We start from the raw sequence: 14,982 nt of genomic DNA, 5'->3' as shown, positions 1-14,982 counted from the left end.
CACAAAATCAACGCTCTTGAAAAAAATAATACGATTTTCTTTGTTTGTTTGTGGCAAACCCTTACCTTTGCAAGCCAAAATACCGGTTACCAAATATATACAGAGTATAAATTAAAATAGATAATAAAGCAATGAAAAAAGGTATTCATCCTGAAAATTATCGTCCTGTAGTATTTAAGGACATGTCAAACGATGATGTATTCATCACTCGTTCTACTATTAACGCTAAAGAGACGATCGAGATCGACGGCGTAACTTATCCGTTGGTAAAGGTCGAGATCTCTAACACTTCTCACCCGTTCTACACTGGTAAGTCTAAGTTGGTCGATACAGCCGGACGTGTTGATAAGTTCATGAGCCGTTATGGTAACCGTAACAAGAAATAAGATTTCTTTCTTTAAGAAATAAAAAAAGGTCACGATTTGTATCGTGGCCTTTTTTTGTATCTTCGCGGGAGTTAACATAATGAAATATCATGGCAAAAACGAAAGAACAATTACTAAACATCTTGGATCAGTTCCAGTTGGACGAGAAAGTAGTTTCCGCTGAACCATTCGGAAACGGACACATTAATGATACATTGAAAGTGACCAACGAGAAAGGGGAGATCAAATACGTGCTACAGCGTATCAACCATTTAATCTTCACCAATGTGGATATGCTGCAAAATAACATCCATGTGGTTACCACTCATATCCGCAAGAAGCTGGAGGAAAAAGGTGAAACGGATATCGACCGTAAGGTATTAACCTTCTTGCCGACTAAAGACGGGAAAAAATATTATTTCGATGGAGATAGTTATTGGCGGGTATGCCTATTCATCCCTCGCAGCAAAAGCTATGAGGAAGTAACTCCTGAGCTTTCTTATGAGGCTGGCAAAGCGTTCGGTGATTTCCAGACCATGTTGTCCGATATACCCGAGGGTACGCTGGGCGAGACCATCCCGGATTTCCATAATATGGAGTTCCGCTTGCGACAATTCCATGAGGCTGTAGCCGCTAATCCGGCAGGCCGGTTGGAAGAGGTGAAAGATTTGGTAGAGGAGATCGAGAAACGTGCCGAAGCGATGTGCATCCAAGAACGCCTGTACCGTGAGGGCCAATTGAAGAAACGCACGAACCATTGCGATACAAAAGTTAACAATATGATGTTTGACGCTGATAGCGACAAGGTGCTTTGCGTGATCGACTTGGATACCGTAATGCCGGGCTTCGTTCTTTCCGATATCGGCGACTTTATCCGTACCGGAGCCAATACGGGTGCCGAGGACGATGAGAATCTGGATAACGTAAACGTTAACATGGAGATATTCAAAGCCTATACCCGTGGATACATGGAAAAGGCCAAGGCGTTCTTAACTCCTACCGAGATCAAATTGCTACCTTACGGTGGACGCTTATTGACTTATATGCAGACCGTTCGTTTCTTAACCGATTATATCAACGGCGATACCTATTACAAGATCCATAGCCCGAAACATAACTTAATCCGCACAAAAGCTCAATTCAAGCTACTTCAAAGTCTGGAAGCCCATGCGGAAGAGATGGATCAGTTCATGAATCAATGGTTATAATATAAAGTAACTAAGGAATATAAAAACGGGCGGGGTGACTCATTGATTCATCCCGCCCATTCTTTTTATTTCGTCCAATAATCCAACACCGTAACCGCCGATGCCTTCCCTCCTAACACCTTGCCAAATGCTTTATGCGCCGGATGTACCAAATAGGCGTCCCGATCCGCATCCGAATGAAAAGTCAAGAAAAAGCAATGAGTCAAGCCCTGTTGCAATCCCTCCGGACTACAATCCGTTCCCCACTCATATCCTTTGATCAAGTCGATTTGAGAAGGCAACTTACAAAAGGCATCCTCAACCTCTTTCACCTGCGCCTCAGACACATCCGGCTTAAAACCGAACATAACAACATGGCGAAGAACTTTCTCCGGCTTTTGATCACTCGAATAGCTTACCATTAATACAGAAAATACGATAATCGCAAGGATAAATAATACAGATACTACTTTCTTCATGATATTCAAGATTAGATTTCTATTGCTTTGTTATACGGCCCAAAGATAGTATAAAATCCAGTACAGCTTGCCCAAAACCTCCGTATCCTTTAGTCCTTTCCATCCCTATCTTTAGACTTTTCCTCTAGAGACATCCATCATCTATCAACTGTTGGACGATCATGCAACGGCTGGTAGAAGATCGTGCAACAGTTGGTAGATGATCATGCAACGGCTGTTGCATGATGAATACAAGCAGACAAAAAGGCTAACACCTGTAAGGATACAGCCTTAGCCTACAAGGGAAAAACCTCAAACCATAAAGGGATTATTTCAACTAAACCAAATCTTAAACCTTGTCAATCCATCCGCGTAAGAGCGGAGAGAGAATCGGCAATCATGTTTTAACAGTACCTCACGGATAAAGATCAAGCCGATACCTTGTCCGTTCGGTTTCGTAGAGAAGAACGGACTGAATAGTTTAGTTTCCGTTTCCTTGTCGATGCCCTTGCCCGTATCGGCTATCTCCAAGCAGGTGGGACGCACAGTCGTCCGGATATAAATCTTTCCATCCCGCTCGATGGATTCGGCGGCATTCTTGATAATATTGACCAAGACTTGCTCGAATAATGAATTATCCAAATTCACGACTGGAGATTCCTCGCTCAGATCCATAACAATCTCGATATTCCGGTTCTGGCAAACCGTCTCCATAAAGCGTTTACAAGCGGACACCACTTGGTTCAATTCTTGCGGACGACTTTGGGGTTCGGGTATACGCACCACATCTGCGAAATTGGTGATGAAATGGCTCATGCTATAGCAGCGTTCTATGGAGACCCGCAAAACCTCGCAGACATCCTCCATATCTTCCATCCCGCTGAAAGTAGACTCCAACGTATCCAAGGTAGAGGTGATACCCGCGGTCGTATTATTCACCTCATGAGAGATCATACGTATCACCTTCTCATACGCCTTCTTCTCGGCCTTGAACACCTCTTGGGTCAACGTCTCTATCAAATAAAACTGGTGGTGAAAGCCCCGGTCCACGAATGAAGAATGCGTACATTTATAAATATTAGCGTCGTTCAATCGGACGGTTTGCGCTTGATACATCGGAACCCGTACCAATTCTTCCGCCAAGGGAGAATCTAGTTGGAGAAAACGTTTTCCCACCATATCCTCCGAGCTTTGTGCGCCAAACAATTTACACGCAGCCGGGTTCATGGATAGAATCTCCTCATCCAAGTTCAAGATGATCACTCCCATCGGAGAGGCGTTGACCAGCAAGTCCAAGAAATGGTTTTGCTCCCGGAGGTGCAAACGCTCATTCTTCAACTGCTCCATCATCTTATTAAACACATCGACCACCCGGTCCGCCTCCGTTTGCCCAACCTTTCCCAAGCGGGAACTAAAGTCTTGCTCTTTCAACAACTCCATACCGTTACCGATGATATGCAAGGGCTTTATGATACGGCGATAAAAGACAAATAAATAGATGATCGTAAGCAAGACCAAGGCTTCTACCGCGAAAAACATCCGGATAGAAGACGTATAAAAGACATAATAAGTCACCACCGCCAATATAGTCAACAGCAGCGTCGTCAATATCCAGAATAGTCCTTTCAGCCTCATCCTTGCCTCTTCTTATTTATCGACCGGGATTCCGTATTTCTCTAATCTCCGGTACAAGGCGGCACGACTGATTCCCAGCGCCGTAGCGACATGCGATAAATTACCTCCATGCGCTTCCAAGGAGCGTAAGATGGTTTGCTTCTCCAACTCATCCAAGGTCAAGCCCTCCAAAGAAGACGGAATCGTTGATTTAGAGCCGGATGTATTCATGCAATGAACCTCGAAATCAGCGGCATCCAAAAGCGTCTTACCCGACACAAGGATCGTCCGCTCCACCAAGTTCTTCAACTCACGGATATTACCGAGAAAAGGAAGACGGCTTAAATAGGTCTGGGCATCCGATGAGAACTCCACCCTCGGTAGCCCATTGACCTCCGATTGCTTATCCGCGAAATATCGGGCCAGCAATGGGATATCCTCCCTTCGCTCACGCAAGGCGGGTAAATGCACTGTGATCAAATTGATCCGGTAAAAAAGATCCTCACGGAACGTACGGTCCGCCACCATCGATCGTAAATCCCGGTTCGTAGCGCTTACGACCCGTATATCCACCTTCCGGGGGCGGCTATCCCCCAAGACCTCAAAGGTCTGGTCTTGCAATACCCGAAGCAGCTTTACTTGGCAAGACAGTTCCAAATCGCCGATCTCATCCAAGAAGATCGTACCTTTGTTCGCCATCTCGAAACGCCCTACCCGATCCATGTACGCATCCGTAAAAGCCCCCTTCTTATGTCCGAACATCTCGCTCTCAAAAAGACTTTGGGAAAGTCCGCCTAAGTTTACCTTTACGAAAGCCTCTTTCGACCGGGGGCTATTCGCATGGATCGCTTCCGCTATCAGCTCTTTACCCGTACCGCTCTCGCCGGTAATCAAAACAGAGGCGTTTGTCGGAGCGATACGCGAGACCGTCCCCAAGACATCCATCAAAGCGGCACTTTGCCCCACGATCTTATCAAAATGAAATTTATGATCGGCATCCGAACGGTTCAAGGGAGCGTTTGCCTCCTTCTTCTGCTCGCTCAGTTCCAAGGCGGTCCGGATCGATTTTAATAATACCAAGTTATTCCAAGGCTTCGTGATAAAATCGAAGGCTCCGGCTTGCATTCCCTGCACGGCCAAAGAGATCGATCCCCAAGCGGTCATCAAGATCACGGGTACATCAGGACGAAAGATCTTCACCTGTCTCAATAATTGAATCCCCTCCTCGCCCGTGGTAGTCAGCGTGAAGTTCATATCCATCAAGATCAGCTCCGGCGCCGTGGTACGGACTACCTCCAAGGCCTCCTTCGGCCCCGGAACCGCCTCCGGCCGGAAACCCGCACGTTTTAGCAGGAATGTAAGCGAGGAACGAACAGCCGCGTCATCATCTATTATCAGTATCATATAATCAATTTATCGTTTCACGATTTCCTCGAAATCGGCATCTAATGTACGATTATTCAAGAAATCATACAATGTTATACTACGGATGTTATAAAAATAGCGCCAATAATAATACAGTTCTTGGATATGCTTTTGCTTCGCGTCATCCTTCGAGCTCTGGGCGTCATTCAGGTCTAGGATATCGATCTTTCCGATCATGAAAGTCTCGATCGAGGTCTTGTAGCGCTTTTCCGCCAACGTGTCCACCTCGGCGGCTATCTCCAATTGAGCGGCCTGATTGTTGAAATTCTCCACCAAGAGGAAGATATCTTGATTAAAATCCATTTGCTCCTGACGAATCTTGGAAAGTACGACATCCCGATTCGATTCGGCTACTTTTACCTTTCCCTTCCGTTTTCCCCAGTCCAAGATAGGAATCGAAAGCCCGACCTCTACGATCTGGTTATCTTTCAATGGATTGTAAGCTCCTCGCATGGACATATCCTTACCGGTATAACCCACGGAGGCAAACAGGTTAATACTTCGACGGTTTCCCTTGGCGGTCGCCACATCATAATCCGCTTCCAACTGGCGGCGCATGATATTCTTTGAGAACGAGTTATTTTCTTGAGCCTTCTCCAATACCGCCTGATAATCCATACGGACCCCTTCTATCGCCTCGGGAAGAACAGGCTCGATCACGTCTTGCTCGCTCATCCCTAAAAAGGAACGGAGCTTGAACATCATCGCGTTATAATTGGATTGAGCCTCGGTTAGCTTACCTTTCGCTTGCAAGGCCGACTGTTTCAAACGCATCAACTCGCTCTCCGAGATATGCCCGATCTTACGCTTCGCTACCGCTATGTCATAGAGTTTATTGGCGTTCAGCAAGTTCTGATTACAGATATCCAGATTATCTTCCGCCAACAGTAAGTTGAAGTAATTCGTGATGGTAGCGATCGTTACATTCTCCACGTTCTCCATATAAGCGGCCTTAGCCTCTTGGTAACGAACAGGCTCGATACGACGTTTCCATTTTTGGTCATTCACGCCGAAGATCGGTTGCGTCAATGTCAAACTAACAGGTACGCTCATAAACTCGTTGTAAGCGCCACTACCTAGCTGACGGGTAAAATCCAAGGAGGTATTCAAGGCGATCTTACCTCCGGTCAAGGCTATGTTCTGGGCGATAGAGATCTCTCCATTTAAGCCTAAGGCATTGTTTTGCACATAGGTATAAGAACCATCCGATTGCTGGTACTTCGAGTATTGCTTGCTATATGAAGGCAGAGTCCCCGTAAATATCACTTCCGGCAACTGATCCGCCCGATGCGTACGGAATTCCCAATAGGCCGTTCGCAACTCATTGAGCGCCACGGCAGCGTCTACGGATTGAAGCTGTGCGATCTGGATCGCTTGCCGCAGGGTTATTCGAACTTTATTCGTATTGTCTTGGGCACATACTCCCGAAATCCCCGCCCACAGACAACACATCGCTATATAGATCCTTCTCATCTTAGTATAAGTTTTTTTATCCTGCCTAAGGCAAAAGGCATGCCAAAAACATATACTATTGATAATCCGACAAATAGGAATATTTAAAGTGTTCGATAATGAACAGTGTGTTCGTTTTTGGATACTTATCTTTGAATGAGTTGATTATTGACGATCGATTTATATACCTCTTCCCGTAAAGGACGCGACACCGGAATTTTATGCTCCCCAATGATTAATAGATTTCCTTCTATCGCTTGTACATAAGAAAGATTCACGATGAAAGAGCGGTGCACTTGCATAAAAATTTGTGCCGGCAACGTTTCCAATATACTCTTCAACCGGAGATGAACGATCTCTTTGGAAGTGAGGGTATGGATAACAATATAGTTCTCCATGCCCTCTATAAATTGAATCTCCTTTAAATAAAGCCTTTTAAGTTGCTTCTCCGTCTTGACAAAGATATAAACAGGCTCCTCGCTTTTCGATGTAGATTCCATCAACGCATGTGCTTTATTGACCGATTTCAGGAAACGGGAAAAAGAGATTGGTTTCAATAAATAGTCCACCACGTCAAACTCATATCCTCTCAACGCATACCGCTCGTATGCCGAGGTGATAATTACCTTAGGAGCGTTCTGAGCACTCTCCAAAAAGTCCAGTCCAGACATATCCGGCATCTCTATATCCAGAAAAAGCAAATCCGCTTGAACCGAATTCAGCATATTATTGAGTTGTATAGCGTCCTCACATTCTCCGACGATGGTCAGAAAATCAATTTTACCGATGTGTCGCCGAAGTCCTTTTCTGGCGATTGGCTCATCATCCGTTATGATACACTTTATTTCCATATTATTCTGATAAATCAATACATAACTCAACCCTAAAACGGGTATTGTCTTTTTTTATACGTAGCTCATGTTTATCCGGGTACAATAGCTCCAATCGTTTTCTCAGATTGTCGATCCCAATGCCTTTCCCCTTTCTTTGTTCCAAGGAGTCCGGATTGAAAGTATTGCTTACTCCAAAGCAGACCTTTGACCTCTCTTTCCGCATAGATACTTGTATCCAATACGCTTCGCCCACATATTTAAACGCATTCTCCAATAATGGAAGGAAAAGCAACGGATGTATTTTTTGTCCGGTCAATTCCGGGTCAAAGGACTCCTCGAACTGTAAGCGTTTCGTCATACGAAGTCGCTGGAATTGAATATATGTTCGCAAATAATCAATCTCCTCTTCGATCGTCACTTTCGTATTTATATCATATAATTGATAACGGAGTAAGTCCGAAAGTAACTCTACAGCCTCAATCGCTTCCTCATTTTCCTCATCAATCAAGAAATAGATCGTATTCAAGGCATTAAACAGGAAATGGGGATGGTATTGCATCTTCAGCAGCTTCAATTGCGTTTCCAATTGATCTACTTTCATTTTCTCCAATTGGACGATTTTCTCCGAATAGCGTTTGGCTAATATATTATTACGGATCAAGAAATAGTATAGGAGAAAGATCGGCACAGCTACCGCATTGATCATTAACGCCTCTCCCCACCGATAGGTCGTTCCATTTATAGAATAGATCACGATATATAAGCCGATATTGAGCACGACTAAATTAAACAAGACCACCCATAGATATTCCCGGAACACCGGGCGGGACCTCCGCTCTTTATTCCTATCTAAAAAAGTATTAGCCAAGTAATTAAAAAACAAATAAGATAAGCTAACGCCGATCAATATAATAGTAAGGGCCTTGATACGCCCGATCCACGCATCCACTCCCAGTTCCCACATGCGAACACCATAAGCGACATCCGTAACAATCCACAGGCAACAGATCGCCAATATCGCCATTAGCAACGGACTTAGAAAGTTATATTTTATCTTCATATCTGATTTCAAGCCATAAATTTATTCTTTTACTTTGATCTATGCTCGTATCACGGGCACTTTTTTAATCAACGAAGTTATCGTTCCAGATAAAAACCAACAAGTAATCTTGACGAATTGCGGAATATGAAAGGTGAATATCCTGTTTGTTCGTCAGGATATGCGATAAAGGCAAAAAATACCTATATTTGCCCTCCTCAATAAGAGATGCTATAAAAATGAAGAATGACGGTTTCACATTTCGAAAGAGAGCCAGAAGCTTTAAATTCGCTTTCAACGGAATCAAGCTATTGATCACGAAGGAGCATAACGCTTGGATCCATTGTTTCGCGGCAGTTTGTGTACTTATAGCCGGGGTGGTATTCGGACTTTCCCGCATGGAATGGATCGCAGTAACGATCGTGATCGGAGCGGTATTAGCTGCCGAGGCGGTCAATTCATCCATCGAGGCCCTAGCAGATTTGGTCTCCCCTGAGTATAATGAGGCTATCAAGCGAACGAAAGACTTGGCGGCGGGAGCTGTATTATTGATGGCGATAGCGGCAGCGATCGTCGGGTTTATCATTTTTATACCTAAAATAGCAACTATATTTTAAATCTATGAGACATATCCTTTTCGCAATTACAATGCTCATGCTGTGCCTGTCCGTTAACGGACAAGAATTGAAGGTGACCGGTAGCCGGAAAGCCATACGGACCTCGGGAGACGTATTGGTGTTTATCACTCCGGTGGCGAGTTTGGCGACAGTATTGGCAACCCAAGATTGGCAAGGGCTGAAACAAGGCGTATTCACCGGGGTTACGACATTGGGCGTAACCTATGCGCTGAAATACCTAGTGAAGAAAGAGCGGCCCGACTTCAGCGATAATCATTCGTTCCCATCCATGCATACCTCCGTATCCTTCGCGGGAGCCGCTTTTATCCAAAGGCGTTATGGATGGAAATGGGGTATTCCGGCTTATGCGGTATCTACCTACGTGGGTTGGAGCCGGGTCTATGGGAAGAAGCATGATTGGTGGGACGTGGCGGCGGGAGCCGTTATCGGCGCCGGTAGCGCCTATATCTTTACCCGCCCGTTCGCAAAGAAACATAACCTGTCTATCAGCCCGGTAGCGGGAGACGGGCATTATGGGGTATATGCGTCAATGACGTTTTAACTCGCAGATTTTTGCCAAGCACGAAAACAGCCCGGCCATGTATCACTACAAGACCGGGCTTTCAATTGTGTGTAAGTGTATATGTTAAACAAAAAAGTCATTCATACCGTAAGGCATCCGCAGGCTCCAACCGGACCATTTGGTAAGCCGGATACCATATCCCCAAGATGATCATCACCGCCATGACCAAGTAGGTTATAAAGAAACCCGCCACGAAACGGGCTATCGTATAATCCATATAGAATCCTTTCGTCAATTCCGACACATGAAGATTAAAACAGATCAATAAGGCCGGGATCGCGATCAATGTCAACAATAATAACCCCTCGGCAATCATGATCCCCTTTAAGCTGAAACGGGTGGAACCCAAAGCGGTCCGCAAACCCATCTCCCCTTTCCGTTGTTCCGTGCGGAACCAGAACGTACCGATGATCCCCAAGAATATATTGAACAGCAAGAAGCCCATCACGGCGATCTGGTTCTGCAACTCGGATTTTACGCCGTTTCTCAATTCCATGCTATATCTCAAGTCCGAGTATGGGATGACATCCAGCAAATACAAACGATCTATGGAGAGTTGCTTCTCCATTTGCTTCACGAAGAACTCCGGGAAATCATGATCCGCGGAAGGGTTTACCCGGACGGCGATCTTCACATGGAAATCGGTATCGTCCTCGGCGATCTCCTCATCCGTCAAAGGCATGAACAGCCAGCTACAGCTTTTCGTGAAACGGTCGGCACGGAAATCGGCGGTAACCCCACCGATCGATCGCCTATCCCCCCAGAAGGAAATCCCCTCATCCCGTTTGCCGCCTTTCTCCTGAAATTCCCTAAACAGGCCGGCGGAAAGAACAACCTGACGCCCGTTCAGCATCTCTTCCCAATCCTTCTTCTCGCCTTCCATGGGACGAAAATTAAACACCTCCAGAAAACCGGGTGTCACTTCCAGTAGCTTCACGTACTCAACATTTATAGAATCGTTCACGTCTACCTGCATGTACCGGTTCTCTCCCGTATGCGGCATGGACATCAGCCCCACGCCCACCGCCTCTACGCCCGGGCAGGTCTTGATACGGTCGATCGCCGTCAGCATGCTGCGTCCGGAAGTGACGTATCGATAGGTAGAATCCATCTCGTTCCGGTCTACCTCCTCCACACCCATCGAAATCCAATAGACATGGTCGATATCCCATCCCATCGGGGCGAAGAAGACTTTCCCAACCGCCATTAGCGAATCGATTATGTACCACAGAACCACGAATACCAACAGGATCTCGGCGGCAATCCACCCATTGCGCCTACGTTGGTTCCAGATGATCTTTACTAGATGCTTTATCATTTCAGTGACGAATTATAGAATTAACAAAACCGGTTATTACTTATCATTCAATGAATCCACTATATTCCCATTAGAGGCATTCCACGCCGGGATCGCCGCACTCAGCAGATTCAGCAATAAACAGAACAGGAAAGCAAAGAAGAATATAGCCGGACGGATCAACATCCCCGCGCTCAACGTCAGGCCGCTATTCAAGGAAGCCAGCTCGAACGAGCCTAACAGCCAATCCTTAAGCAAGAAGATCGCCACATAGGAGAACAGCAATCCCAACACCCCGCCCAATAACGTCACGGCGAGATTCTCCGCCAGTACCTGCCGTATCAACGTGCCACGGTTCGCGCCAAACGCTTTCCGTACCCCCAGCTCCCCCATGCGTTTCTGCATCCTTGACGCAGTAAGCCCGCTGAGGTTCATAGCCGGGACCAGAAGCAAGACGATCAAGACCAACGCATACTGCCCCAACATTCTCGGCACGTCGGGTACGACATTACTCCACAAGCGAAGGCGGCTCTCCATCTGCGTATCCGGCTGCTTCATCAAGTCAATCTTGAGTTCTTGCAAGGAATTATTAAACCGGGCTACGTTTTGCTCCACCTCGGTCTTGATCTTGTCGAAGTCACCGCTTGAGCGAGCCAATATCAAGACCCTATAACTACCGATCAGCCCCTCCAATGTCTCCTCGTTTATCAGCCGATCCACATCGGATTGAGCATAGGGAATCCAGATCTGGGCATACGCATGGTTGGCGAGGGGAGATACGTCCTCCACAATACCGCCAACCACGTACGGACGGCGTGCCACCAATATCGTTTGCCCTATCACGCTCTCATCGGCCAATCCAAACATACGGAACGACAAACCACGGCTGATCACCGCTTTCTTGATATTACTCTCCACATCGCTCCGCAGGAATGGTTTTCCCGCCAAGAACTCGAAATCGAAGATCTTCCAGAAGCCCTCGTCGGTCCGTATCTGATCGCATTTCATCCGTCTCGTTTGATCCGTGGAAGTGACCAGCGTTTGCATCCGCATCAATTGCATGCTGACGGCCTCCGGGGTTTTCAGCGTAAAGAAGCACTCCTTAGCCACACGGCCACCGACAAGGGAATAGTTCATACCGCCATCCTCCTCATTCTTATGCGTGATCGCCACGTCCTTCACATAAAGCGTCCGATCCCGGTTCAACTCCGGCTTGAAGCCTTTATTTTGTATCTCGAAGACAATGACCATCACCATGATCATGCAGATCGCCAAGGCCGTGCCCAGAATAGTAATCACACTGAAGAAAGGGCTTTCTTTCAGCATCTGTAGAGCTTGTCTAAAATATTGCCTATACATAAAGTGTTCGTTTTTATGACTGTTATCTATCTATTAGCAAATGCTGTGCCAAAGACGTAAACAACTGTATATCAACAGACATATCATAAAAAAGTGTCCGATAACGAACATCTGGCTCGTTATCGGACACTCCCGAAAGCAGGCTACGCTACCCTGATCACTCGTAATGCAGAGCCTCCGCCGGCTCCAAGCGAGCTGTCGAGCGGGCGGGATACCATACGCCACAGATGATCATGAGGACGATCAAGACAAACGTAATCCCTCCACAAATCGCGAAGCGCAGCCACGTGAACGGAAGCTGATAGGTATCTATCAAATCCATATGGGCGATGTTGAAGCTGATGACTAAGGACGGGATAAACGCCAAGACCAGCAATAGGACACCCTCTCCCACCATGATCGAGTTCAACTGACGGCGGGTAGAGCCTAAGGCCATCCTAAGCCCCATCTCGCCTTTGCGATATTCCGTACGGAACCAGAAGGTACCGATGATGCCGAGGAATATATTCGCCAATAGGAAGCAGGCTACCGCCACACGGGTTTTCACCTCGTTCTCTACGCCGATCGAACGGATATAACCGTCGCGAATATATGACAAGGGCTGTACGTCTAGCAGATAGAGGTTGCCTAGCCGAAGCTGTTCGGCCATATCCTTGCGGAAGCGTGCGGGGAAATCAGCATTATCGACATCCGGACGGACACGTACGCAGAGTCGCACGGCATCTATCATCCCCTCATAGTATCCTTCCTCCATCCGGCTTAGCCGCAGGGCCCTATAGACGTTGGGTTCCGCCTTGGTGTACTCATGACGGCGGATGGGGACGCTGATACCACGGATCGTCTCCTCGATCTCGTCGGTCACATTCCCCCGGTACGCCTTTTGCCCGAGTAGGGAAAGGCCGGGATTCATCGTCTCCACGTCGGCGGAGATTACGATGGAGTTGTTATCCTCGATGGCCCGTTTCAAGGAAGCCGTCTTGCCGTCCTTATCATAGATACGGAACACGTCGAAGAACTCCGGGGTGACGAAAGCATAGCGGCAGGGCACCTGCAACGTATCAATCCGCCAAACGAGGTTACGGCTTCCCATATAATAAGGCATCCCCCCATCCGTAAGGCAGGCCGATTCCACGCCGGGATAGGTGCGGATGCGATCCAACGCCGTCAGCAGATGAACACCATCCGGCCGCTCCCGCTTCTCCTTCGGGATATAATCCGGGCTTCTTTCCGAGAGGCTGCTGATCACGATGCTGTACGTATGCCGGATATCGAAGCCCAGAGGAGCCGTATACGTGCGCCCCAGCACATACAGGTAGTCCACAAGGAACCAAAGGAAGACCGAGACCAGCAATAACTCAGCCCACAACCAAGCGTTTTGCTTGCGCTGGTTCCAGATCAATTGTAATAAATGTCGTATCATATCTTTCTATTATTTTAGTATAGCTATCATCCAACGCGGGAGATTAATGAACATTCTCGTTGAGAGCCGAGATGATACGCATCCTTGAGGCTCGCCAAGCCGGGATGCCGGCGCTCAGCAGGTTCAACGCAAGACAAGCAAGGAACGCATAAAGGAAGATCAATGGATTGAACATCATCTCCGCATTGACGAAGGTGCGACCGATACCCATCGATGCCGTGCCCGTATCCAGCAACCAATCGGACAAGAGCAGTACGGAGGCGTATGAGAAAAACAGACCTAACACACCTCCCAGCAAGGTCTGCAACAGATTCTCGTAGAGTACCTGCGTCAGTAATTCCGAGCGTGTCGCCCCGAACGCCTTCCTCACCCCGATCTCCGCCATACGTTTACGCATCTGGCTTTGCGTGATACCGCTCATGTTGATGGCAGGGATCAGCAAAAGGACAAGAACGATGATAACATATTTCATGACCAGTTCCCGTACATTCGGCTCAGAGAAAGCGTCCTCGCGAGCCAAATCGCCCAAATGGGTATCGGGTCCTCCTCCAATTTTCAGCAGGTGCGTGCTTTGTGATTCGTTAAGGCGAGCGATATTCGCCTCGGCCTCGGAGTGGATCGCATCAAAGTCGGCGGACGAACTTGCGAGGATATAACAACAGAAGCCCCCGACGAGACGGTCGGAACCATTATCATACAGGGAATTGTCGGTGGTATAAGGCAACCAGACATCGCCATAGGCAGACTCGGCTAGCAGGGAGACATCCCGCACGACGGCACGGATGGTATAGGGCACGTAGCTGATCTCGACGGTACGGCCTACAACCTCGGTCGTGCCATACAACCGGCGTGCCACGGACTCGCTTACCACAGCATCCATGATGCCACTTTGTACTTCTTCCTCGCCATAAGGCTTACCGGAGAGGAAGCGAAAGTTGAAGATATTCCAAAACGCCGCGTCCGTAAAGGTCACGTCGCACTTGAACTCCACCGTATGATCCGCCACTGCCGCCAAGCGTTGCACGCCATGATAGGCCATGCCGACCTTCTCGGCAGAGCGCAAGGGATAGAAACAATCTTTCACTACCCGGGAAGCGAGAAGGTAGCAATCGTTATAAGATTCGTTCTCTTTGTAGGAGGCACGGGTATCACTGACGTACATCATCCGGTCCCGATAGTCTTCCGGAGCGTAATTGGCGGTACGCATCTGCCATACGATCACGATCACCATGATCATGCAAATCGCCAAGGCCGTACCGAAGATAGAGACTCCGGAAAGGAGCTTGTTCTCTTTCAATAAGGCCCAGGCTTGTTTTAGATAGATCTTGTACAT

14 protein-coding genes are annotated in these 14,982 nt (G+C 47.4%); 4 read left to right on the top strand and 10 right to left on the bottom strand.

What is annotated here, in order from left to right; translation table 11 throughout:
* The first annotated feature begins 131 nt into the window (after nucleotides 1–131).
* Nucleotides 132–386 (top strand): type B 50S ribosomal protein L31, encoded by a 255-nt coding sequence (locus ACESPU_RS17875; RefSeq protein ID WP_005854707.1) that lies wholly within the window; start codon nucleotides 132–134, stop codon nucleotides 384–386.
* An 89-nt stretch (nucleotides 387–475) separates the two neighbouring features.
* Complete coding sequence (locus ACESPU_RS17870) at nucleotides 476–1,573, top strand: phosphotransferase enzyme family protein (RefSeq protein WP_005854705.1); 1,098 nt, start codon at nucleotides 476–478, stop codon at nucleotides 1,571–1,573.
* 65 nt (nucleotides 1,574–1,638) lie between these two features.
* Here ACESPU_RS17870 and ACESPU_RS17865 read toward each other — a convergent pair whose 3' ends face one another.
* From ACESPU_RS17865 to ACESPU_RS17840, 6 genes are all read right to left on the bottom strand, one after another.
* A complete protein-coding gene (locus ACESPU_RS17865; RefSeq protein WP_005854703.1) occupies nucleotides 1,639–2,031 on the bottom strand; it encodes a Dabb family protein in 393 nt (130 codons plus the stop codon).
* A 312-nt stretch (nucleotides 2,032–2,343) separates the two neighbouring features.
* Nucleotides 2,344–3,645, bottom strand: coding sequence for a PAS domain-containing sensor histidine kinase (locus tag ACESPU_RS17860; RefSeq protein WP_005864800.1), 1,302 nt, complete (start codon nucleotides 3,643–3,645; stop codon nucleotides 2,344–2,346).
* Nucleotides 3,646–3,657: 12 nt separating this feature from the next.
* Nucleotides 3,658–5,028 carry a sigma-54 dependent transcriptional regulator gene (locus ACESPU_RS17855; protein WP_044545124.1) on the bottom strand — a complete coding sequence of 457 codons (1,371 nt, stop codon included), beginning with the start codon at nucleotides 5,026–5,028 and terminating at the stop codon, nucleotides 3,658–3,660.
* Between the two features lie 9 nt (nucleotides 5,029–5,037).
* On the bottom strand, nucleotides 5,038–6,522 hold the full coding sequence (locus ACESPU_RS17850; RefSeq protein WP_005854697.1) for a TolC family protein: 1,485 nt from the start codon (nucleotides 6,520–6,522) through the stop codon (nucleotides 5,038–5,040).
* A gap of 125 nt (nucleotides 6,523–6,647) precedes the next feature.
* The gene (locus tag ACESPU_RS17845; protein WP_057326949.1) at nucleotides 6,648–7,352 is read right to left on the bottom strand and encodes a LytTR family DNA-binding domain-containing protein; all 705 of its coding nucleotides are present in this window, start codon (nucleotides 7,350–7,352) and stop codon (nucleotides 6,648–6,650) included.
* A 1-nt stretch (nucleotide 7,353) separates the two neighbouring features.
* Nucleotides 7,354–8,394, bottom strand: coding sequence for a sensor histidine kinase (locus ACESPU_RS17840; protein WP_122144335.1), 1,041 nt, complete (start codon nucleotides 8,392–8,394; stop codon nucleotides 7,354–7,356).
* Between the two features lie 218 nt (nucleotides 8,395–8,612).
* On the opposite strand from ACESPU_RS17840, the gene ACESPU_RS17835 reads away from it, so the two are divergent.
* Both ACESPU_RS17835 and ACESPU_RS17830 read left to right on the top strand, forming a co-directional pair.
* Complete coding sequence (locus ACESPU_RS17835) at nucleotides 8,613–8,990, top strand: diacylglycerol kinase family protein (protein ID WP_005854690.1); 378 nt, start codon at nucleotides 8,613–8,615, stop codon at nucleotides 8,988–8,990.
* 4 nt (nucleotides 8,991–8,994) lie between these two features.
* On the top strand, nucleotides 8,995–9,552 hold the full coding sequence (locus ACESPU_RS17830; protein ID WP_008773430.1) for a phosphatase PAP2 family protein: 558 nt from the start codon (nucleotides 8,995–8,997) through the stop codon (nucleotides 9,550–9,552).
* Between the two features lie 97 nt (nucleotides 9,553–9,649).
* On the opposite strand, the gene ACESPU_RS17825 is transcribed toward ACESPU_RS17830, so the two are convergent.
* The 4 genes from ACESPU_RS17825 to ACESPU_RS17810 form a co-directional block, all read right to left on the bottom strand.
* Nucleotides 9,650–10,891, bottom strand: a complete 1,242-nt coding sequence (locus ACESPU_RS17825) for an ABC transporter permease (RefSeq protein WP_158532297.1) — start codon at nucleotides 10,889–10,891, stop codon at nucleotides 9,650–9,652.
* Nucleotides 10,892–10,927: 36 nt separating this feature from the next.
* On the bottom strand, nucleotides 10,928–12,229 hold the full coding sequence (locus ACESPU_RS17820; RefSeq protein WP_057326915.1) for an ABC transporter permease: 1,302 nt from the start codon (nucleotides 12,227–12,229) through the stop codon (nucleotides 10,928–10,930).
* Between the two features lie 157 nt (nucleotides 12,230–12,386).
* Nucleotides 12,387–13,649, bottom strand: coding sequence for an ABC transporter permease (locus ACESPU_RS17815; RefSeq protein WP_158532296.1), 1,263 nt, complete (start codon nucleotides 13,647–13,649; stop codon nucleotides 12,387–12,389).
* A gap of 43 nt (nucleotides 13,650–13,692) precedes the next feature.
* Nucleotides 13,693–14,982 carry an ABC transporter permease gene (locus ACESPU_RS17810; protein WP_122144379.1) on the bottom strand — a complete coding sequence of 430 codons (1,290 nt, stop codon included), beginning with the start codon at nucleotides 14,980–14,982 and terminating at the stop codon, nucleotides 13,693–13,695.

The sequence above is a fragment of the Parabacteroides sp. 20_3 genome, from assembly GCF_964238835.1.
Taxonomy (GTDB): domain Bacteria; phylum Bacteroidota; class Bacteroidia; order Bacteroidales; family Tannerellaceae; genus Parabacteroides; species Parabacteroides distasonis.
This window is presented reverse-complemented; position numbering and strand designations above follow the sequence as displayed.

What these genes read in the sequence shown, in the direction of transcription:
- ACESPU_RS17810 (WP_122144379.1), bottom strand. Translation starts at nt 14,982, where the DNA reads ATGTACAAGATCTATCTAAAACAAGCCTGGGCCTTATTGAAAGAGAAC.
- ACESPU_RS17845 (WP_057326949.1), bottom strand. Translation starts at nt 7,352, where the DNA reads ATGGAAATAAAGTGTATCATAACGGATGATGAGCCAATCGCCAGAAAA.
- ACESPU_RS17870 (WP_005854705.1), top strand. Translation starts at nt 476, where the DNA reads ATGGCAAAAACGAAAGAACAATTACTAAACATCTTGGATCAGTTCCAG.
- ACESPU_RS17850 (WP_005854697.1), bottom strand. Translation starts at nt 6,522, where the DNA reads ATGAGAAGGATCTATATAGCGATGTGTTGTCTGTGGGCGGGGATTTCG.
- ACESPU_RS17865 (WP_005854703.1), bottom strand. Translation starts at nt 2,031, where the DNA reads ATGAAGAAAGTAGTATCTGTATTATTTATCCTTGCGATTATCGTATTT.
- ACESPU_RS17815 (WP_158532296.1), bottom strand. Translation starts at nt 13,649, where the DNA reads ATGATACGACATTTATTACAATTGATCTGGAACCAGCGCAAGCAAAAC.
- ACESPU_RS17825 (WP_158532297.1), bottom strand. Translation starts at nt 10,891, where the DNA reads ATGATAAAGCATCTAGTAAAGATCATCTGGAACCAACGTAGGCGCAAT.
- ACESPU_RS17855 (WP_044545124.1), bottom strand. Translation starts at nt 5,028, where the DNA reads ATGATACTGATAATAGATGATGACGCGGCTGTTCGTTCCTCGCTTACA.
- ACESPU_RS17820 (WP_057326915.1), bottom strand. Translation starts at nt 12,229, where the DNA reads ATGTATAGGCAATATTTTAGACAAGCTCTACAGATGCTGAAAGAAAGC.
- ACESPU_RS17860 (WP_005864800.1), bottom strand. Translation starts at nt 3,645, where the DNA reads ATGAGGCTGAAAGGACTATTCTGGATATTGACGACGCTGCTGTTGACT.
- ACESPU_RS17875 (WP_005854707.1), top strand. Translation starts at nt 132, where the DNA reads ATGAAAAAAGGTATTCATCCTGAAAATTATCGTCCTGTAGTATTTAAG.
- ACESPU_RS17830 (WP_008773430.1), top strand. Translation starts at nt 8,995, where the DNA reads ATGAGACATATCCTTTTCGCAATTACAATGCTCATGCTGTGCCTGTCC.
- ACESPU_RS17835 (WP_005854690.1), top strand. Translation starts at nt 8,613, where the DNA reads ATGAAGAATGACGGTTTCACATTTCGAAAGAGAGCCAGAAGCTTTAAA.
- ACESPU_RS17840 (WP_122144335.1), bottom strand. Translation starts at nt 8,394, where the DNA reads ATGAAGATAAAATATAACTTTCTAAGTCCGTTGCTAATGGCGATATTG.